This window comes from Shewanella sp. SM71, from assembly GCF_025653905.1.
GTDB classification, from domain to species: Bacteria; Pseudomonadota; Gammaproteobacteria; order Enterobacterales; family Shewanellaceae; genus Shewanella; species Shewanella oncorhynchi.
Genome location: NZ_JAKKRW010000001.1, coordinates 26186 through 48395, shown reverse-complemented (window position 1 = coordinate 48395; position 22210 = coordinate 26186). Strand labels below are relative to the sequence as shown.

17 protein-coding genes are annotated in these 22210 nt (G+C 42.6%); 4 read left to right on the top strand and 13 right to left on the bottom strand.

Annotation, left to right across the window (positions count from 1 at the left end; all coding sequences use genetic code 11):
- Positions 1 to 7 precede the first annotated feature (7 nt).
- The 10 genes from L5L97_RS00200 to murJ all read right to left on the bottom strand — a co-directional run bounded on the left by L5L97_RS00200 (position 8) and on the right by murJ (position 13024).
- Positions 8 to 3517 (bottom strand): pilus assembly protein, encoded by a 3510-nt coding sequence (locus tag L5L97_RS00200; protein WP_263180757.1) that lies wholly within the window; start codon positions 3515 to 3517, stop codon positions 8 to 10.
- 2 nt (positions 3518 to 3519) lie between these two features.
- Positions 3520 to 3957, bottom strand: coding sequence for a pilus assembly PilX N-terminal domain-containing protein (locus tag L5L97_RS00195; RefSeq protein ID WP_263181007.1), 438 nt, complete (start codon positions 3955 to 3957; stop codon positions 3520 to 3522).
- Between the two features lie 27 nt (positions 3958 to 3984).
- Positions 3985 to 4959, bottom strand: a complete 975-nt coding sequence (locus L5L97_RS00190; RefSeq protein WP_263180756.1) for a PilW family protein — start codon at positions 4957 to 4959, stop codon at positions 3985 to 3987.
- Positions 4960 to 5499: a type IV pilus modification protein PilV gene (gene pilV, locus L5L97_RS00185; protein ID WP_263180755.1), complete on the bottom strand. Its 540-nt coding sequence runs from the start codon at positions 5497 to 5499 to the stop codon at positions 4960 to 4962.
- Positions 5500 to 5706: 207 nt separating this feature from the next.
- Positions 5707 to 6663 (bottom strand): 4-hydroxy-3-methylbut-2-enyl diphosphate reductase, encoded by a 957-nt coding sequence (gene ispH / locus L5L97_RS00180; RefSeq protein ID WP_028760920.1) that lies wholly within the window; start codon positions 6661 to 6663, stop codon positions 5707 to 5709.
- Position 6664: 1 nt separating this feature from the next.
- Positions 6665 to 7087: an FKBP-type peptidyl-prolyl cis-trans isomerase gene (gene fkpB, locus L5L97_RS00175; protein WP_028760921.1), complete on the bottom strand. Its 423-nt coding sequence runs from the start codon at positions 7085 to 7087 to the stop codon at positions 6665 to 6667.
- The gene (lspA, locus tag L5L97_RS00170) at positions 7084 to 7599 is read right to left on the bottom strand and encodes a signal peptidase II (protein WP_173246249.1); all 516 of its coding nucleotides are present in this window, start codon (positions 7597 to 7599) and stop codon (positions 7084 to 7086) included. Before lspA ends, fkpB begins: the two co-directional genes overlap by 4 nt.
- Before the next feature lie 9 nt (positions 7600 to 7608).
- On the bottom strand, positions 7609 to 10431 hold the full coding sequence (gene ileS, locus L5L97_RS00165; RefSeq protein ID WP_263180754.1) for an isoleucine--tRNA ligase: 2823 nt from the start codon (positions 10429 to 10431) through the stop codon (positions 7609 to 7611).
- A 32-nt stretch (positions 10432 to 10463) separates the two neighbouring features.
- Positions 10464 to 11399, bottom strand: coding sequence for a bifunctional riboflavin kinase/FAD synthetase (ribF, locus tag L5L97_RS00160; RefSeq protein ID WP_105249940.1), 936 nt, complete (start codon positions 11397 to 11399; stop codon positions 10464 to 10466).
- A 65-nt stretch (positions 11400 to 11464) separates the two neighbouring features.
- Positions 11465 to 13024, bottom strand: a complete 1560-nt coding sequence (murJ, locus tag L5L97_RS00155) for a murein biosynthesis integral membrane protein MurJ (RefSeq protein ID WP_028760925.1) — start codon at positions 13022 to 13024, stop codon at positions 11465 to 11467.
- 252 nt (positions 13025 to 13276) lie between these two features.
- Here murJ and rpsT point away from each other — a divergent pair, with 252 nt between their 5' ends.
- Positions 13277 to 13543: a 30S ribosomal protein S20 gene (gene rpsT / locus L5L97_RS00150; RefSeq protein ID WP_011790375.1), complete on the top strand. Its 267-nt coding sequence runs from the start codon at positions 13277 to 13279 to the stop codon at positions 13541 to 13543.
- A gap of 63 nt (positions 13544 to 13606) precedes the next feature.
- Here rpsT and L5L97_RS00145 read toward each other — a convergent pair whose 3' ends face one another.
- Positions 13607 to 13903 carry an ArsR/SmtB family transcription factor gene (locus L5L97_RS00145; protein ID WP_006084975.1) on the bottom strand — a complete coding sequence of 99 codons (297 nt, stop codon included), beginning with the start codon at positions 13901 to 13903 and terminating at the stop codon, positions 13607 to 13609.
- A 136-nt stretch (positions 13904 to 14039) separates the two neighbouring features.
- Here L5L97_RS00145 and L5L97_RS00140 point away from each other — a divergent pair, with 136 nt between their 5' ends.
- On the top strand, positions 14040 to 15443 hold the full coding sequence (locus L5L97_RS00140; protein ID WP_173496299.1) for a M28 family metallopeptidase: 1404 nt from the start codon (positions 14040 to 14042) through the stop codon (positions 15441 to 15443).
- A gap of 65 nt (positions 15444 to 15508) precedes the next feature.
- On the opposite strand, the gene yaaA is transcribed toward L5L97_RS00140, so the two are convergent.
- Complete coding sequence (gene yaaA / locus L5L97_RS00135; RefSeq protein WP_113941317.1) at positions 15509 to 16282, bottom strand: peroxide stress protein YaaA; 774 nt, start codon at positions 16280 to 16282, stop codon at positions 15509 to 15511.
- 129 nt (positions 16283 to 16411) lie between these two features.
- Positions 16412 to 17854, bottom strand: a complete 1443-nt coding sequence (locus tag L5L97_RS00130; RefSeq protein ID WP_028760928.1) for an alanine/glycine:cation symporter family protein — start codon at positions 17852 to 17854, stop codon at positions 16412 to 16414.
- Between the two features lie 428 nt (positions 17855 to 18282).
- Between L5L97_RS00130 and L5L97_RS00125 the strand changes: the two genes are divergently transcribed.
- Positions 18283 to 20649, top strand: coding sequence for a phosphoketolase family protein (locus L5L97_RS00125; RefSeq protein ID WP_105249944.1), 2367 nt, complete (start codon positions 18283 to 18285; stop codon positions 20647 to 20649).
- A 238-nt stretch (positions 20650 to 20887) separates the two neighbouring features.
- Positions 20888 to 22006, top strand: coding sequence for an OmpA family protein (locus L5L97_RS00120; RefSeq protein WP_263180753.1), 1119 nt, complete (start codon positions 20888 to 20890; stop codon positions 22004 to 22006).
- Positions 22007 to 22210 lie beyond the last annotated feature (204 nt).

Below are 22210 nucleotides of genomic sequence, written 5' to 3'. Positions count from 1 at the left end.
ATCTACATTAATTATCATCTATATGGTAATAAATTTTGTTGACTCCTAATCCTGAGCCTACATTTATTGTTCCGCTATATTCACCATCATCTCGCTTATCACCTTTTCCTACACCAATGATATAAATATATGGATCTTTTCCTGATTCAGGAGTGGGAATAACTATCTGCGGTGTATCCGGAACACGTTCGCCTAACTCATAATACACACTGGCGAGTGTACGAGTACCTTTATGCAAATCAAAAACGTAAAGTCGACCCAAACCAGAAACCGTACATACTGTGTCTGATACTGACTGAGATGGAGGGACAAATGACGTAAAGTAAACTTTCCCGTCAACGATTAAACTGGCCGTTAGACTTTTCTCTCCCGCGGTTGGATAGTCATAATACCATCCAAGCTTCTTACCAAACTCTATATTTTCAGCCTCGGTTTTCGGAGGCGCTGCAGTTACATTATACAAATTACCAAGCGTAATCGCTGCTGGTGCTACTGGATTACCACTACCGCCATAACTCTTAGTGATAACATTGCGATCCTGAAGTACATAGTACATATCTTCGGTTGATTTAGATAAGGGTGTTGGCCGATTTCCACTACCTATGGCAATAGCGTCGTAAGGCACATTTTGATAATTTTTAGTTACTGCCTTAGAACCACTGACAGGATCTACGACAGCCACCTCTGTTATATTGTTAAATGCAGTTTGAGCGACCACTGGTTCGGCAAAAAAACGCCTATCTGCGGCTAAGTCTCCACCTAATGAAGCAAACTTGTAGGCGGTCCAAGTCTTATCATCCTTACTAGGTAAATCCATACGCCAAACATTACCACCAGTATCAGTCGCATAAATTCGGTCAGTAACACCATCATTATTACTATCCAAAACCGCGACAGCATTAGGTATGCTATCAATAATGCCTGGTAATACGGTAGCCTTAGTGCCTGCTGAAGGGCCAAATGTATGCAATAAAGTCCCTAGCTTAGCATCAACGATATAAACATTTCTTCCTGAAGGAGTACTTGACGGAGTTGAGTCGTAGCTAACATCGTATCCACCACCAAAAATAAGTACGGGTGTGCTATGCCCAGGAATTAAGGTAATAATCGGTTCTGCCCAAGTTTGTCCTAATTCAGAAAACCCATATGTTTCAGTATTTATAGTCCACATTAAACTGGGAGCATCAGGTAACGTGACATTCAGGGCATAATACGAAGAGCCCCCTCGCCTCATACCAGCAAAAACCCAAACATCAATTGGTTTATTGCCATTAGCACCGCTTTTTACGTAAGCGACCGGAGATGCATCCATACCATATACGTAATGACCGCCAGGTAAATTTTTACGTAATTTTGGAACGTTTGGCAGTAACTCATAGGGCATAAATGCCCATGTTTCATCAACACTCACTCCTGAGTCTTTAAACATATGCAAGAGCCCATGGTTAGTTCCTAAAAGAACTCTAATGTCAGGGGCTGCACTCGTTCCAAAATTAATTGCGAGTGGTTTAGAATGTAATGGATCTCCCATAATATCTTTACGTTTGTCTGTGCTGTTATCCCCATCTTCATCGTCAACATCCGTTCCCAATATCCATTTAAATGTAGAATCAAGTTCAGTTTCATCAATGCTCATATAAGCAGCTAAATCAGCGTTACTGCCATTGGCGGCATTAGCAATAGAAAGCTCCTCGAGTCCATTACCGCTGGCGGTATTACTCAATACCGTTCTTTTAGTAAGCCCTTCCAGCATTTGTGTCACGCCACCGATTTCAACTTGATTACCATCGGTACCGCCACTGCAATTAGTCCAAAACGTACATGCTTCTTTCTTAATATTACCATTATCGCCAATGGCGATACTTCCTTTAGCATCGATCAATGTTCCGCTAGAATTCACTTTTAACTTTTTAAGATTACCAGTCCAGCGTGGCCCTTTGCCTGGTAAAAACATTGCATAATATGCAGAATCAAAAGTCTGAGTACGATCGAAGTTATTACTCGCGATACTGGGTGAGGTAAAACTTGAATCAATCTCTAAAATTGAGCTCAATGCATCCGATAAGGCATTAGTTAACTGTAAGCTATCTTGCGCCGCAAAATATTTACCGCCCCCACGCTTAGCCGTCTCAATCAACAAAGGTGCAGCATCATCGGCACCAGAGCTAAAACCAATTGTAAAAGTTCTCACATTTTGTAGTGGATTATCGCCATTATCATCCTTTTTATTAACCAAATCATTCTGATACATATAACTGGCTAACGCAGGAAGATAATTACTTTCGTACTGACCACCAGCGTTTTTAGCTGATACAGCTGTATAATTTCCCAGTTCATTAGCCTTAGCAGTAATACTCACTATTGAAGCGTTTGCAGCATTATCATAATTTGGCGCACCATCGGTTATATAAATAACATACGCCATATCAGTACAGATTTTAAGCGGAGACATATAGTCTGAACCAGACTCGACACTTACATCCCAACTAGGACTATTATTATCTTGGTGGCCAAACATTATCGCTCCACCTGATAAATATCGATATGCCTCAAATAATGTCTCACATAGTGGTGTGTTTGTTTCGGGATTTAATAGATTTATTTTTGTGAGTATATTATTTCTCGCAGCAATCCCAGGAGTCGTACCCGGACTCATATCTCGAATACCTGAAACAATTCGCCCGCCATCTTTTCCGTAAGAGTTATAATTCGTGTTGAATACTGCCAAGCCAAAATCAACTGACGGTGTCGTTTTAATCACATCTGATATTGCTTTTTTTGCAATATCAATACGCTTTTTTGACACTATAGGAATATTGCCATTCTTAATTAGTTTATTCCATAATAGGTAATTTTCAGAGTAAAGGGTAACCGAACTTAAATTACTTATAGTCGTTTTTTTAGCATTTTTGATTGCACTATCCCAGTTTTTATCTGATGCACCAGAAACTACTGTGTAAGGAGGATTTGTAAAACCATCTTTTGGAAAACCTAATTTACCATAGTCACTTGAGTTTATAGGATCTTCTGCAGCTATATCCTCCCAACAATCTATAGCTCTCGCCGTAGTTAAGCTTTGTGTCGTTCTAAGAGCTTTCCAGTTATTAGAATAATATTCACTTACACGCCCTTTAAAAAAACCAATATCAGCTAAAGGCGCCCAACTCTGGTGACATCCATTATACTTGCTATAAAAACGCTGGTTTGAGCTTAACAATGACTCAAGGTTAGCACTCGAGCTCGTTGAGAAATAAACAATATTTTTTATGCCAGAGCCAGAATAATCGGTTGAAGGATTATAGTCAGAATTGTAGTCCGCAGGAGGAATGTAATCAGGATCGGGAACATTCTCCTTCGTATCCATACTGCCTGAGTTATCAAATATAATAAGCACTTTAGGACGCGCCCCCGCATCGGTGGCGGTTTCAAATACATAAAGTTCAGTGTCATCGCCATGGGATTGACTTGATATACCAATCAAAACAAACACACAGATAAAGGTTAATACTTTTAACATTTTCACCCCCCAGCAAGCACTTCTTGCTCAATACCTGCAACAACTTCTAATTGGCCTAAGTTTTCTCGACCAAATGTCCTAACACTTTCTACTTCAAGCCGACGACAGCTAATTAAATTGGCACCATTTGCTTTACTACTACGTTGGCAACTAACATCTTTTACCGTCCCATCCCATGGCATTGGCACCAAACGTTGTTTCCCACCAAGCAAACTATCTGGCTGAGAAAATGTCATATTAGCAAATGCTGCACCTTTATATTTATTAATGACACTATCTAGCGCACCATTTGCTATTGCATTAGCCTCTATTCGTTCAGCACCTGCACCAGCCATTCGCAGCGACTGTGTAGAATTCACAGCTAAAGCTACGCCAATTAGGGTCATAAGAATCAACACTATCAAGGCAAAAAATAACACTATCCCTCTTTGATATTTTATCGATTTGCTTTTCATACTTACCTCAAACTAACTACGGATTAGTAATGGATTTTCCAATACCACCGTTGTAGACATTACTTTGCGCCGAAAATGGTCATTTGGCGCATTAATAACTTTATCGCCTAGTTGATATACAGCTTTGTTAGTATTATAGGTACTATCAGCCTTAATTGTTCGAACCAGTACATAAACTTTAATAGCAACTAACCGTTGAAACCCTTCATTATCCCACATTAATGATGTGACAGCTGATGCAGGTATAAAACTGTCTGGTGTGCCATTCCCATCATTATCAAAACCGTATAAAAAACGAATATTTTCGATTCCTTCAACTAGTTGCTCATCATTATTCATGCCTAAATTAGTCAGTGTTTTCCGATTTAACATAGGGACACTATTAGCTTCATCGATATAATAAACATGATGCTGATACTCCCAGACTCGAGCATTAGGAAGGGTAGTCGAAGGAGCCGCTGAATTAAAGAATATGGCTTGACTCGATGTTGAAGCAACGTAATATCCTGCCGTACTAGCAACCGCTGTCGGCCCAATTAATCGTTTGAGCTGAAGCACATCAGTGTCTGATTTTACACCAGACAAGCATGCTAACGAACTACCACTACCACTCGTGTAACCCCACAACAATCTAAAATGTGCAGGTTGATTATTGGGTAAAGTAGCGTTATTTAATCCAGCTCCAATACAATCTTTCCCAGAAATTGCTGCATCAACAGTTGTATTGCTACCAAGAATAAAATCAGTACCGGTCATATCCCCCATAAAACCGAGCTGAGTCATATCTCGCGCCATAATCGCTAATGCGATTCGACCATTTTCTTGTAACTGATTAAGCTGACTGGTCGTTGTCACATTAGATGAAGACATATTGAACATAGTGAATACGCCAGCAGTTAAAAATAGGCCAATAACCATAGCAACCATGAGTTCAACAAGTGACATACCCACTTGAAAGTATTTTAGTTTAACAACTGACTGTTTCATCTACATAATCACTGTTTGGATTGAATAAACGCGCCGCCGAGTGCTTGCCGTACCACAATCGCCACCCGCATCCGATGTACTGCTAATCCCTTTCCACGCTAAAGTCACTGTAACGACATTACCAGCCACAACTACACACCCAGTAGGAGTGTCTAATCCACCAACAGCTTTATCTTCAATTTTCTCAGACTCTCCAAAGATAGCTTGTTTCCATTCGTATTTATCAGCTAATACTAGTTGACTAGGCGTACATAAATTAGCACCTTGACAACTAGGGCTTGGTGAGGATGTGACACTAGAATATGTATCATGATACTTACTCATTTCAGTGCGATTTAATTTAATTCGATTTATCATGTCATTTGCATAATAGGAGGCTTGAGTTTGCTGAAAGGATTCAAAGCTGCCACGCTTTGCAACAATATGCAGATTAAAAATGCCAATTAAGCCAATGACTAAGATCACTAACGCAACAAGCACTTCAATTAATGAGAAGCCCCGTTGAAATTCCCTTTGTGTCAACCTTTCGATTTTAGTCATATTTTTGACAAGCTTTTCAGCTATTTACCTTTAAAAATCTTAGTATTACGATAAAAATTACCAACAGTTAATAATAGATGAGTAAAATGTAAGTAGCCAGTAACATTAGCACATAAGCATTGACATCATTATGCTTTGAATGAATTTGAGACAATAAAAAAGAGGCTTATAGCCTCTTTTTTATTGACGATTAAACAGTACACAGATTTAACGTAATTCGGCTGGCACAGCAAAAACAGTGTCTTCTTTACGCCCTTCAACTTCAGTCACAACACTAGGGGCAAGTTTAGCGATTGCTTGAACCACTTGTTGGACTAAAACCTCGGGGGCTGAAGCTCCTGCGGTGACGGCTACACGTGTAACATTATCAAACCAACTAGACTCAACATCATCTGCAGTATCCACTAGATAAGACTGGGTTCCTGTTTTCAATGCTAGCTCGCGTAAACGATTAGAGTTAGAGCTGTTCTTTGAGCCAACAACAATCAATAAATCAACGTCTGCAGATAAATTGCGTACCGCATCTTGACGATTCTGCGTTGCATAACAAATATCGTCTTTTCGCGGACCTTCTATAGAGGGAAACCTTTTCTGTAACGCAACAATAATGTCCAAAGTATCATCTACAGACAAAGTAGTTTGTGTCACGAAGCAGAGATTATTGGGATCGCGCACTTCCAAAGCTTCAACATCAGCAGGCGATTCAATCAGATAAACGCCACCATTAGGATTATCGTATTGACCCATAGTACCCTCGACTTCAGGGTGCCCTTCATGGCCAATCAGGATGCACTCAATACCTTTGCGGCTGGCACGCGTCACCTGAAGATGTACTTTAGTCACTAAAGGACACGTCGCATCAAAGACTCTCAGCCCTCGCGCCTTAGCCTCTTGTCTCACCGCTTGAGATACACCATGGGCACTGAAGATAACAATGTTGTTATCCGGCACTTGATCTAACTCTTCGACAAAAACCGCACCGCGATCCTTCAGATTCTGCACGACATAGCGGTTATGTACGACTTCATGGCGAACATAGATAGGCGGCGAAAATAATTCCAACGCCCGTTCAACAATACTGATAGCACGATCAACACCCGCACAAAAACCGCGCGGGTTAGCGAGCATAATATTTAAACTTGGGCTAGTAGGATCGAGTTTCATCTTAAAATACCTTTACTACGTCCAGTTCAAAAGTGATCTTGTGTCCTGCCAGAGGATGATTAAGATCGACTGTGATGGAATCACCCGCAACATCACGGACAATACCTGGGATCTCACTACCACCAGGGCCAGCAAAACTCACAATCACGCCAGCCTCTAAACTCATGTCAGCCGGAAAACGGCTTCTGTCTAGATAATGGATAGCATCAGGATTGGACTCGCCAAAGGCATCAATCGCTTCAAGCGTGAAACTGTGCTTATCACCTTCAGCAAGCGTCACCAGCTGCGCCTCAAATGCAGGACTTAAAGTACCATCACCCACATTTAATCGAGCCGGTTTACCCGAGGCTTTAGTGCTATCGGCAGTTGAGCCATCAGCAAGCACAATGTTCATGTGGCATAATAATGAACGTGTCACAGTCACTTTTTAACCCCTTCAGCGCTATCAGCTTCAGACTTTCCGCTGACAAATGCATCCCAAATAATCAGCACTGCACCGACGCAAATGGCAGCGTCGGCAATATTGAATGCTGGATAATGGCTCTTATTCCAGAAGAAATCGATAAAATCAACCACGAAACCATGCATCAATCGATCGACTAAATTACCTAAAGCACCACCAATCACTAAGGTGTAAGCTAGATTCAGTTTCCATAAAGAAGACGATTGCTTACGCAACCACACAGTCAATAACGTACTGAATCCAATCGCAACAATCGTAAACAGCCAGCGCTGCCAACCTCCGGCTTCACTTAAAAAACTAAAAGCTGCACCATAGTTACGTACATAAGTGAAATTAAAGAAGGGCAATAATTTCACTGATTCATACAAATCAAAATTGGCTAAGACCCATTGCTTAGATAGCTGATCGGCTAAAAACACCAATACAGCTACCCAATACCAACGTAAGCCACTGTCTTTCCAAGTTAATGGCATACAGATCCTTTACGCAAACTGACGAACTTCGCCGTCACCTTCAATATTGGTTACGCAGCGAGTACAAAGTGTCGGGTGAGCCTCAATAGTGCCAACCTCTTCTCTGTGGTGCCAACAACGCTCACACTTCTCGGCAGTGCTTGAAGCAACCACTAATTTCAGTGATGCCAACTCAGTCTCAACCGCTTCCAATGTCGCATCGGCTAAAGGCAATACTTTGGCTTCAGAGGTCAACAACACAAATCTCAGCTCATCGCCGATATGGGTTAATTGCTCAGTCAAGGTAGCATCCGCAAACAAGGTCACTTCAGCTTCTAATGAGCCACCGATACGTTTGTCGCGGCGAGCTTGTTCAATCACTTTGTTGACTTCATTACGCACGGTTAGCAACTGCTGCCAATAGTCATCACTCAAATCAGTCGCTAAGGTGACTGATTTCAAGCCTTGATACCACTCTTGGGTAAAGACATAAGCATCACGCTCGCCAGGCAGTAATTGCCATACTTCGTCAGCAGTGAAGCTTAGAATTGGCGCAATCCAACGCACCATGGCCTCAGAGATCAGATACAGCGCCGATTGACAACTACGGCGTGCATGGCCTTCTTGCTTAGCCGTATATTGGCGATCTTTAATGATGTCCAGATAGAAACTGCCTAACTCAACCGAGCAGAACTGCATCAGTTTTTGAGTCACTATATGGAAGTTATATTGATCATAGGCTTCGATGATTTCCTGTTGTAGCGCAGCGGCACGGCGAACAACCCAACGATCTAACGCCACCATATCTTCAACGGCCACTAAATCCTTAGCGGGCTCGAAACCGTTTAAGTTGGCTAATAAGAAACGCGCAGTGTTGCGAATACGACGATAGGCATCGGCGCTGCGATTTAAGATTTCGTCAGAAACCGTCATCTCACCGCTGTAATCTGTTGCCGCAACCCATAAACGCAGAATGTCGGCGCCTAATTTGTTGGTTACCGTTTGTGGTGCAATCACGTTACCAATAGATTTTGACATCTTACGGCCTTTACCATCGACGGTAAAACCGTGGGTAAGTACTTGCTTATACGGTGCTTTGCCATTCATTGCGGTTGAAATCATCAAAGATGACATAAACCAACCGCGATGTTGATCGCTACCTTCAAGATACAAGTCAACCCCGTGTCCGTGGAATTCAGGACGTGCGGCTACCACTGATGAGAAGGTTGAACCTGAGTCATACCAAACGTCCAAAGTATCAGTGACTTTACGGTATTGTTCCGCTTCATCACCCAGCAATTCTGCGGCATCAAGATCCCACCAAGCTTGAATACCCTGCTGTTCGATACGATTCGCCACGCGTTCCATTAACGACACGCTATCAGGGTGCAACTCTTCGGTTTCTCGGTTCACAAACAGCGTGATAGGCACACCCCAAGTACGTTGGCGTGAGATACACCAGTCAGGGCGGTTTTCAACCATTTTTTCGATACGACTTTGGCCCCAATCAGGGATCCATTGGGTTTGTTCGATTTCTTTCAATGCTTGCGTACGTAGGCCGTGGTTATCCATAGAGATGAACCACTGCGGTGTCGCGCGGAATATAATTGGTGTTTTGTGGCGCCAGCAATGTGGGTAGCTGTGACGGTAAGCCACGTGATTCAGCAAGGCACCTTTTTCTCTCAGTAAAGCTACGACGTTATCGTTAGCTTTAAAAACATGTTGCCCAGCAAAATACTCAGTATCAGGCTTGTATACACCGTTGTCGCCAACAGGGTTTGCGACTTCTAAGCCGTACTTTTGCCCAACAACAAAGTCGTCTTGACCGTGACCAGGGGCAGTATGAACGATACCAGTACCCGCATCAGTAGTAACATGATCGCCTAAAATTGCAGGCACATCAAAATCCAAGAACGGGTGATTAAAGCGGACAAGCTCAAGCGCAGCGCCTTTGGTTGTACCAAGCACTGTATGGCTTTCGATGTTATAGCGAGTCAGGCAAGATTCAACCAAGACTTCAGCTAAAATAAGCGCTTGCGTCACACCGTCTTTTTCGAATTCGACTAAGCTGTAATCCAGTTCAGGACTCAAAGACAAGGCGCGGTTCGCTGGTAGCGTCCATGGCGTGGTCGTCCAAATTACCATAGAGACAGGATGTGAGTAATCGCTTACCCCAAACTTAACCGCAACGGCTTTACTGTCAGCGGCGACAAACGCCACATCGATTGCGGGTGATGTCTTATCTTCATATTCGACTTCGGCTTCGGCTAACGCTGAACCACAGTCGGTACACCAATGCACAGGTTTGACGCCTTTATGCAAGTGACCACTCTCAATCACTTTCGATAAAGAACGAACGATATTAGCTTCCGTCGAAAAATCCATTGTTAAGTACGGATTTTGCCAATCACCCAACACACCTAAACGGATAAAGTCTTCACGTTGGCCGTTAACTTGCTCTGCAGCGTATTTACGGCATTCTTCACGGAATTCTGCTGCAGTGATTTTTTGACCTGGCTTACCCACTTTTTGCTCAACTTTCAGCTCAATAGGCAAACCATGGCAATCCCAACCTGGTACATAAGGTGCGTCAAAACCAGACATAGTTTTTGACTTAACAATAATATCCTTGAGGATTTTATTAACTGAGTGACCAATATGAATACTGCCATTCGCATACGGTGGGCCGTCATGCAAAATGAAGGGAGTACGGCCAATTCGGCTATCACGGATCTGTTGATACAAACCGTCTTTTGTCCAGCGCTCTAACATCTCTGGCTCGCGATTTGCCAAATTACCACGCATCGGAAACTCTGTTTCCGGCAAATTCAAAGTAAATTTATAGTCGCTCATTGATCCTATACCGTTAATTAAACTGATAAATTTCAGCCTGCATCATTACCAAATAAAGCTCTGGCTTCATTTGCATCATTTAAAATCTGTTTTTTTAGCGCATCCAATGAGTCAAAAGGTTGCTCATCTCGGAGTTTAGCTACCAACTCGACTTCAACATGTTTGCCGTAAATGTCACCTTCAAAATCAAAAAGATGCACCTCAAGCTGACACACTTGACCGTTCACTGTCGGGCGAAACCCAATATTGGCGACGCCCTCATAAATATCGCTGTTATCCCAATAACATTTAACCGCAAACACACCGCGTACCGGCACAACATTGCGCTTTAAGGCGATATTAGCGGTGGGGAAACCAATTGTGCGGCCAATTTTTTGCCCATGCGCTACACGGCCACTCAAGGTAAAAGGGTGTCCTAATAGGCGTCTCGCCTGTTCAAGATTGCCCTTCGCCAATTGTTCACGCACAGCAGTCGAGCTCACTCTTTGCGAGCCCAGCATAAAACTTTGAGTGCTGACCACAGTAAATCCATATTGGATACCCGCCTGCACTAGCATTTCAAAATTGCCTTTACGGCCTTGACCAAAACAAAAATCATCACCGACGACGAGGTATTTGACACCCAGTTTGCGGACCAACAATTCTTCAATAAAATGCTCTGCAGGTTGATTAGCAAAAGTGCGATTAAAGTTAACACACACTAACCGCTCAACCCCGAGTTCATCGAGTAAAATAACTTTATCACGTAATAAACTTAAACGAGCCGGCGCGTTGTCGCCGCTAAACAATTCTTGCGGCTGAGGTTCAAACGTCATTAATGTCGATGGCAGCGATAACTGCTTCGCCTTCTGCACTAAGTTCGCAATCACTTGTGCATGACCACGATGGACGCCGTCAAAATTACCTATAGTCAATACACACCCGTGGTGGGATGACAAAATGTTATGTATACCGCGGATTAATTCCATAACGTTAGACAACTGCCAAGCGCAAATCGGCTGATTATATAACAGCTAGCGATGAGAATCAGCAATCAAGCTCCCCGTTTAATTGACCAAGGACGAATTCCGAGCAAAAGCAGACACAATAAGTAACTGACTGCCCCAACTAAAATTAAGCCTATCAAGGCTTTCGCACGATCGAACAAATGCCAATCTAACCAAATTTGTTGTGAAGGCAAAAAGTAATACAAGACTACCACCATCAAGACTGTCGAGACCACGGCTTTAGCAAAAAACACCATAGTCGGCCTAGAAACACGATAAACGCCAGCTAAATGCAAGCCTCGGTATAGTAATGTGGCGTTAAGCAATGCTGACATCGAAGTCGCAATCGCCAGTCCAACATACCCAAAAGGGATAGCAAACAGCAAGTTAAAGACCATATTTGTGATCATGGCAATAATGCCATAACGCACAGGTGTTTTGGTATCTTGACGAGAGTAATAGCCAGGAGCAAGCACCTTAATCAGCATAAAGCTAAGCAAACCACTGCCATAAGCCATCAAACTATAGGAAGCCATTTCAACATCATGCAATGAAAAAGCGCCGCGCATAAATAATACCATCAGCATGGGCTTTGCGAGCACGATCAACCCCATCATAGCCGGTAGACCTAGCAGTAGAACCGCTTTAATCCCCCAATCCATCGTCTTGCCAAAGCCCGCACCTTCGTCATTCACATGGTTTCGTGACAGCGCAGGTAAAATCACAGTAGCAATCGCGATCCCAAACAATCCTAAGGGAAATTCGAGTAAACGGTCAGCATAATAGAGCCAACTTATTGAACCCGTCATCAAAAAACTGGCGATAAATGTATCAAATAGTAGGTTAATCTGTGAGACAGACACGCCAAACAATGCTGGGATCATCAAAGTTCTGATTTTCACCACGCCCGGGTGATGCCAGCCCCAAGAAGGCTTGACGAGCGCATTTTCACGCAATAAAAAGGGAATTTGAAATAGGAACTGAATCAAACCACCACAAAAAACGCCCCAAGCCAAGGTAATCTCAGGCTGGGTCGATGTAGGCGCATAGAAAATAGCCGCCGCAATAATTGCCACATTGAGAAATACGGGTGTAAAAGCCGATACCGCAAAACGGCCTCGGGTATTTAAAATTGAGCCCGCTAATGCCGTAAATGTGATAAACCACAGATAAGGAAAAGTAATTTTAAGCACAACGGTAGCGAGTTCAAATTTAGCACCATCTGGCTCGTTGTTAAGCCAAGCGATGAACCAACCACCACCGAATAAAGCTGACAACACAGGTGATGCAACCACCCCCAAAAGGGTCACTATTGTCACTAGTAAACCTAATGTGCCCGCAACTTTACTCAATAAATCACGAGTCTCTTCTGCGGTATGTTTCTCTTGGTACTCAGTTAAAACAGGTACAAACGCCTGTGCAAAAGCCCCTTCAGCAAACAAACGGCGTAAAAAATTAGGAATTTTATTTGCAAAGAAAAACACATCAGCACTTGTCCCTGCGCCCATCAAATTAGCAACAACCACATCCCTAACTAGACCTAAAACTCGGGATATCAATGTCATAGCACTAACAATCAGGCCAGATTTTAATAATTTTCTACTCAAACGTCCCCCAGACCCATATCGAATTGATTAGGTGATACATCTCAAAAAATCGATTCAGGCTCTGTCACACTGCGGTAATAGCTGCTAGAATTGCGCCACATATTACACGAGTTGGGTCGAAGATAGCCAAGGCAGGTTGGATTAATTTATCTTTATGATGAATATTCAATCATAGTCATTGACAAAGTGACTAAATGCAGGCATATTCCTCGGCCTTTAAAAGTATCAAATCCAGTTTTTAGGAGTTGCACCTTGGCTAATAGCAAGTCTGCAAAGAAGCGCGCGCTTCAATCTGAAAAGCGTCGTCAGCATAACGCCAGCCGTCGCTCAATGTTACGTACATACGTTAAAAAAGTAATCGCTGCAATTAAAGCAGGCGATCACAAAACAGCAACAGAAGCTTTTGCTGTTGCACAACCAATCGTTGACCGTATGGCGACTAAAGGTCTTATTCACAAGAATAAAGCCGCTCGTCAAAAGGCACGTTTGAACGCTAAGATCAAAGCAATCGCTGCTTAATCTATAAAATAGCAAATGAAAAAAACCGGCAATTGCCGGTTTTTTTATATCTGAAAAACACTATTAATGACAATAAATGTTGTTCAATAAGTGAATCATCTCCCGTACTTCATCACTCTTGAGTGAATAAAATACCGTTTGCGCTTCTTTGCGTGTGGTTACTAAATTATCTTTGCGTAACCAAGCAAGGTGTTGTGATAGTGCCGATTGACTTAAGCCTAATTTTTTATTCATTTCGCCAACGCACATTTCTCCTTCATTCAATAAATAACAAAGAATAAATAAACGGCGTTCGTTCGCGAGTGCCTTTAATAGCACTACGGCATGATCGGCTCGCTCCTGCATTAATTCAATATTCATTACGCACTTTCTCTCCTAAAACTAACCCCTGCGCTAATATAGCGTCGCCTTACGGATATAGTCGGGACATAAAGCACACTTTTTGCTAGATTGTTTTTAAAAATGGGACATGCTTAATAAAAATAAAGGAAATCTAATGAAGCCCTATCAAACTACACTTCTCTCGAGTCTTTTAATCGGGAGTTTAAGTGCGTGCCAAACTCAAGTAGAAACTGCCCCTAGTGAAGTCATTCAATTACAACAGGCAGCATTATCTTCGCAATTAAGCTATGACTTAGTCGAATCACTCACGGTTGAAGTGGGTCCAAGACTTGCAGGTAGTCCAAAGGATATCCTCGCCGTTAACTGGGCGATAAATAAACTGACCAGCCTTGGTTTTGACCGTGTTTATAAAGAAACCGTACAAGTGCCAATTTGGGAGCGCGGTGAAGCCAAAGCCAAAATCACCGTCCCTGTAGAACAGCCGTTGGTCATTACTGCGCTTGGTGGCAGTATTGCGACTCCTGCTGGAGGTATACAAGCTAAAATCGCGCGCTTTGATAGCCTAGAGGCATTACAACAAGCCAAGCCTGAAGAGGTGCAAGGTAAGATTGTTTTTATTGACCAAAAAACAGAGCGCCATATCACTGGTGAAGGTTATGGTAAAAGCGTTGGTGGCCGCTCGAAAGGGGCAGTCGCTGCAGCACAAAAAGGCGCAGTTGCTATCGTGATCCGCTCTATTGGCACAGATCATGACCGCATGGCCCATACTGGCATCATGCGCTACCAAGATGGCGTGCCTAAGATCCCCGCGGCTGCCATGTCAAATCCCGATGCTGATTTGGTTGGTGCATTGCTAAAACGCGATCCTAATGCCCTGCTCGAATTGCATATGTCGCCAAAAAACTTAGGTTTTAATACTTCTTACAATGTCATTGCCGAAGTAACGGGCAATAGTAAGCCCAATGAAATAGTGCTCATTGGTGCTCATTTAGATTCCTGGGATGAAGGTACTGGCGCGATTGATGATGGCGCTGGTGTCGCCATTGTGACGGCTGCAGCCAAGCACATTCAAGATCTCCCCATAAAACCCGCTCGCACTGTTAGAGTCGTTCTATATGCCGCTGAAGAAGTTGGGCTCGTTGGTGGTAAAGCGTATGCAGAGGCTCATAAAGCGGAATTACCGCTGCACTACATAGCTGCAGAGTCTGATTTTGGGGCCGGCAGAATTTATCAAATCGATACTAAAGTGAATGAGAACATATTCACCGAAGTACAGCAAGCGCTCAGCCCTATGTCATTCAATGGCGTTGCACTGGGCAATAACCAAGCTTCTGGCGGGCCAGACGTGTCTATGCTCCCTGCCTTAGGTGTTCCAGTTGCATCCTTGAGGCAAGATGGCCACGATTATTTCGATTACCATCACACACCGAATGATACCTTAGATAAAATCGACCCTGCCGCATTGGCTCAAAACGTCGCCGCCTACGCACAATTTGCTTATATCATGGCAAATTCAACGGTGACATTAACGCCTTTAGCCACCCAATCTGAAAAATAGGCCATCAATGATATAGAGAACAGCATTAGCTGTTCTCTATCAATTAACATCTTATCGATATTGCGCTATTGCTCTTCACGTAAAAATGTTGGATTTGTTGGGGAACTCTGCTCTTCACTATAATAATAACCAGCAACATTAAATGCTTTTAATTCATCTAAAGTGTTAATTTGATGCGTAATGAGATATCTCGCCATCATGCCTCTAGCACGCTTAGCAAAAAAACTGATCACTTTATATTGACCATTTTTACAATCTTTAAATATGGGTGAAATTAATTGCCCTTGAAGTTTTTTAGGCTTTATTGCTTTGAAATATTCATTAGATGCAAGATTGACAATAATATCACTACTCGTTTCAGCAAGCGTTTCATTTACCGCTTGAGTTAACGTCTCTCCCCAAAACTCATATAGGTTTTTACCTTTAGGATTAGAAAGTGCCGTGCCCATTTCTAAACGATAAGGCATAATTAAATCCAGCGGTCTGAGCAAACCGTAAAGTCCAGATAAAATACGTAGTTGTGACTGAGTTCGAGCAATTTCATCTTCAGACAATGTATCAGCATCAAAGCCAGTATACACATCGCCTCTAAAAGCAAAAATGGCCTGTTTTGCATTATCTAAACTAAAATCTGGCCGCCACTCCCCAAAACGTGCCGCATTTAAACCCGCAATTTTATCGCTCACTTTCATTAAAGTGGCGATGTCTGTAGGGGTCAATTGCCGACACACTTGGATCAACTCCTGACTATAAGTTAAAAAATCAGGTTGTGAATACACCTGCGTCAGTGGCGGCTGTTCAAAATCTAAGGTCTTCGCCGGCGAAACCAATATCAACATCAAAAACTCCCAACAGAAACAAAAATATATGCCTATGATACTGAACGAGCATAAAAAAACCACGCTTTAACAGCGTGGTCTTTTCGATTACAACAATCAGTAATGCCTATTGTCGATGCGCTAGGCTAATTAAAGCTTTTTAGCCGGCACAAGACTGGTATCTTGCCAAATATCATCATCAAGCTGATCCATCAACTCAGGAAATTTACTACGATCGAATTCTGGAGTCTTACCCGCTTTGATCTGTTCGCGATAATCATTAATAACGCGAATTGCCAAACCCGATAATAATAATAGAGCAACAATGTTTACCGTCGCCATCAACCCCATCGAAACGTCAGCCAAGTTCCACACTAAACTTATCTTAGCGACGGCACCAAACATGACCATGCCAAGCACACACAAACGGAATAAGGGCAGTGCTTTGGTACTATTTCCCATTAAATACATCACATTTGTTTCAGCGTATGAGTAATTGGCTATGATGGATGTAAAGCAGAATAAGAAAATAGCCACCGCAATAAATGCGCCACCCCAGTCGCCAACATGTGCAGACATGGCATTAATGGTTAATCGAATCCCATCATCACTCGAGCCAATATCCCCTGATAGCAGAATTATCGCAGCCGTTGCAGTACAGATAACGATAGTATCCGCAAACACGCCCATCATCTGCACAAAACCTTGGGATGCTGGATGATTAGGGTTAGGCGATGCACTTGCCGCAACATTCGCCGCACTGCCCATGCCCGCTTCGTTCGAGAAAAGTCCGCGAGCAATACCCGCTTGCATTGCCTGCGCGACAGTATAAGCCACGCCGCCAGCGGCAGCCTCTTGCCAACCAAAAGCACTTTTCACAATTAAGCTAATAATCGCAGGTAATTGTTCTAGGTTGAAAATAACGATAATGAAGGCTACAAGAATGTAGGCTAAAGCCATAATGGGGACAAGAAATTCAGATACTCGCGCGACTTTACGTAGACCACCGACAATCACAAATCCACTGGCAATCACTAGCCCAATCCCTACATAGGTTGGATTAAAACCAAATACTCGCTCCATGGCACCGGTAATCGTGTTAGCTTGTACTGCATTGAATACTAAACCAAAAGCAATGATCAAAAAGACAGCAAATAAAATGCCCATCCATTTCTGACCCAATCCTTTTTCCATGTAGTAGGAAGGACCACCGCGGAACTGGCCATTATGATCTCGGACTTTATAAACCTGCGCTAAGGTTGATTCAACCATAGCAGTCGCCATACCTAAAATAGCGATAAGCCACATCCAAAATACTGCACCTGGACCCGCTGCACCAATAGCAACAGCAACACCGGCCATATTACCAGCACCGACGCGGGCAGCCATACTTGTACAAAAGACTTGAAATGAAGAAAGACCGCTATCGCAACCTTGCCGACTCATGGTCATAACTTTGATGGAATGTTTAAAGTGGGTTAACTGAATAAAGGCAAGTCTAATGGTGAAATAGAGACCAGCTCCTACTAGTCCATATACTAACAACTTACCCCAAAGTAGCGCATTCAAAAAATTAACTATGGTTTCTAACATATTATTTTACTTCTTCCCGTAGCAAATGCTCCTCTAATTGCAATTAAAGGTACAACATCTGTGGTGAATGAATCCTTCCAAGTTAAAGGTAAGAATTTCGGTAGATTTATTTTTTCAAATTATCCTTCCGTGAATTTACAACATCACGGCTACCGAATTCAACGCAGCAAAATAGCACAGTATTCGAAATTGCTCATGTGATCAAGCTCGCGTTTGCACAGTTAAACGTCATCGACATCACGTCTTACAACACTAGCTAAGCTACTGTTAAAGCTAGATTAACAAAAGGTCTAAGTTGCGCTATTATTTTTAACAGCAAAAACAACTTTTAAAATTTGGATGTAGGGCACATTTTTGTAATAAAACTACAAATATAGTAACCCCATAGAAACTTCAATCATCTCTTGTTTGTTTTAGTGAGGCTTAACATGACACAAATACATGAAATCAATGCTCTGAAAAAGTACGTCAGAGCGACAAACTTTCTTGCGACCTCGCAAATTTACCTCAAACAAAACGTCTTACATAAACGTCCACTTGCCCATACTGATATCAAGCCACGTTTACTTGGCCATTGGGGTACCTGCCCAGGTATTAACTTTGTCTATGCCAACATTAACCGCTTGATAGTGAAGCATAACCGCTCTTTTATCTATTTAGTCGGTCCCGGCCATGGTTTTCCCGCTGTACAAGCAAACTTATTCATTGAAGGCTCTTTAAGTCATTTCTACCCAGAAACTATTCCCTACAATGAAACTGGCATCGAAGATATTTGTAAGAAGTTTTCTGCCGCTTATGGTTATCCTTCACATGCAAACCCTGAAGCACCTGGACAAATTCTTGAAGGTGGCGAATTAGGTTACTCACTCTCAGTAGGCTGGGGGGCAGTATTAGATAATCCAGATCTGATCGCAACCGTCTTAATTGGTGACGGCGAAGCAGAAACGGGACCATTAGCCGCATCGTGGTATGCAAACCGCTTAGTTTCACCAGCGACCAGCGGTGCAGTATTGCCAATTGTGCATATTAACGGCTATAAGATTTCCGGTCCTACCCGCATGGGACGTATGAGCCATGAAGAACTGGATCTTGAATTCCGTGGTCTTGGCTATTTCCCCATCATAGTTGATAACGAATTAGAAGAAGATATCTATGTGCAGATGACAAATGCCATGGATACCGCTTATACCATGATCAATGACATTCAACGTCGAGCACGCAGTGGCGAAGACGTAGTTAAACCAAAATGGCCCGTCATTTTAATGCGTACAGCCAAAGGTTGGACTGGTGTCAGTGAATATAAAGGCAAGAAATTAGAAGGTAACTGCGAATCGCATCAAGTAATCGTCAATAAATGTGCCACTGATAAGGGTCATTTAGATGCGCTGGATAATTGGCTTGCCAGTTACGACTTCCAAGAACTCTACCAAATGAATGAAAAAGGCGAACTGATTTTTGATGCCGACATTTGTTCATTAATCCCACCCAAACAACTTGCCTGTGGCCGTCAACATTTAACCTATGGCGGAGAAGTTGTTAGAGCATTAACCAATCCAGATCTTGAAAAACTCAGCTATGGCCCAGAAGTACCACGTGGTCAACGTGGCTATTCAATGCTAAAAATGGGCGAATGGATGCGCGATGCATTCAAGTTAAACCGCGACCAACGTAATCTACGTATTTTTAGCCCTGACGAAACCTATTCAAATCAACTACAAGCTGTATTTGAAGAAACCGATCGTGCATGGCAGTGGCCAATTGAGAGTTGGGATGAAGATATGTCCCGTGAAGGTCGAGTCATTGAACTGCTTTCTGAAAACTTACTTTTTGGCATGCTACATGGTTACACAGTAACAGGCCGCCACGGCATGCTACCCACCTACGAAGCATTCTCACAAGTTATCTCATCGATGGCCGATCAGTACTGTAAATATGTCTACGCCAGCCAAGGTGTGCATTTCCGTAAGCCACTGCCAGCCTGTAATGTCGTATTATCTTCATTACTTGAGCGCCAAGATCATAATGGCTATTCACATCAAAACCCATCTTTCCTTGGGGCTATGCTGGAGAAACATCCAAAAATAATCTCGGCTTACTTACCCGCAGATGCCAACAGCACATTGGTTTATACAGAGCGAGCCTTCGCTGACCGTGACAAACTCAATATTCTGGTTGCAGGTAAAAAAGAATTACCACAATGGCTAAGCTTGGAAGAAGCGCGTAAACAAACAAAAGACGGCGTAATGGTGTGGGATTTTGCCTCAGATGAGAATCCCGATATTGTGCTGGCAGGTTGTGGTGATTATGTCACTCAAGAATGTATGGCTTCTCTAGTATTAATCAGAGAACTCCTTCCAAGAGTGAAAATCCGCTTCGTTAGTGTCACTGAATTAAGCAGTGATGGCTTAGGTAGCCGTAAATTTAAAGAAAAACCTTGGTTAATGGACGAAATATTTACTCAAGATAAAGGTGTGGTATTCAACTACCATGGTTACCCAAATACAATCAAAAAGTTAATTTTTGATTACAAAGGCAGCCGTCGCTTCAGAATTAAAGGCTACGAAGAAGAAGGTTCAACAACAACGCCATTTGATATGGGTGTTCGTAACGGTACATCTCGCTATCACCTTGTAATTGATATGGCTTACAAGCTGTTCCAACAGGGCGTTATTGATGAAACTATGCACGTCTCTATTACCACTGATATGCTGCAAAGATTAGTTGACCACCGCAACTATATTAAAGCGAATGGTGTAGACCCAGTAGAAATCGAAAATTGGGTATGGACACGCTAATAGAAACATCTAGTTAACATTAGATTGTAATTTAAAGGCATTCTTCGGAGTGCCTTTTTTGCATTAAAAATACCAGTTACAGAATGGCAACCTTTAAAAGGTTGATCTTAATACTGGAAAAAGTTAACAAACCAAGTGATAATTAACCGCTGGCTAAAATATCAAAGGATCCCCACACTAAGTGCTAGCAATGTTTTGCACAAAACCAGCAAAGCATATTGGTGGAGAATCATAATCAATGGACGTAAATAAAATGATGAAGAACACATTAAAAGTAGTATTACTGACATCTCTGCTTCCACTCGCAGCCAGCGCATCTCAGGAACTTACACCTTGGTATGTTGGTGCCGGTTTAGGCGTTAATAACTATGAGCACGTTGCCACTCAGAACGGTGAAGACAGTCCATACGCTTGGGATGTTTTCGCAGGCTACATGTTCAACGATTACTTCGGTGCTGAAATCGGCTTCCGTGATTTAGGTAATGCAGATTGGACTGAAGCAGGTATCAGTAATGATGTCAGCGTTAAAGGTTCAACATTAGGCTTAGTGGGTATTTGGCCTTTGGCTAACCGTTGGAGCTTATCAGCTGAAGCCGGTGTGATGTACTATAGCCTTGAAAACAGCCAAAACTTCAATAACCAATCCACTTCTTACAGTGATTCTGACTTTGCTCCATACTTGGGTGCAGGCGTTGGCTATAACTTCACTGATAACTTGAAGTTACAAGCTAAATACCGCCGTTATGAAGGCTTAGATGACAATACAAATGGCTTAGTTCCAGTCAATGCAGATAGCAACTATTGGGGCTTAGAATTAAGCTACCGCTTCGGTTCTGCTGCTGTTGTAGCTCCAGTTGCCGCTGCAGTCGTTGCCGCAGCACCTGTTGATTCTGACAACGATGGCGTTTATGACGACAAAGATCAATGTCCAGCAACACCAGCAACTCACAAAGTTGACTCTGTTGGCTGTACTATCTATGAAAACGTGAAGAACAAAGAAGACGTAGGTTCAATCCAGTTTGCTAACGATTCTGCTGTAGTTAAAAATGTTTACTACAAAGACATCGAAAGATTAGCTAACTACTTGAACAAAAATCCAGCTTTCACTGTTGAAATCGCAGGTCACGCCTCAAATGTAGGTAAACCAGAATACAACATGGAATTGTCTGACAAACGTGCTGACGCCGTTGCCAAGATTCTTGTAGAGAAATATGGTATCAGCGGAAGCCGCGTAACTTCTAACGGTTACGGTGTTACTCAGCCATTGGTTGCTGGTGATTCAAAAGAAGCTCACGCTGCGAACCGTCGCATCGAAGCTATCGTGACTACCACAACAAAACAACCTGTTCTGAAGTAATAGTTCTTACTGAAGTAAAAAAGTCGCTGCTTGCAGCGACTTTTTGTTTTTATGGGGTATACACTAGGACAAGCGACGCCCTCTACTGCTGCCAAGATGATAGCCCGTAGCTCGAGCCATACCTTAATAGACATAAAATTGTCATTTTTGTAATTTTTTTACATTCAAGGTTGGAAAAGTTGGCAAAATCGCTTCTAATAGTCA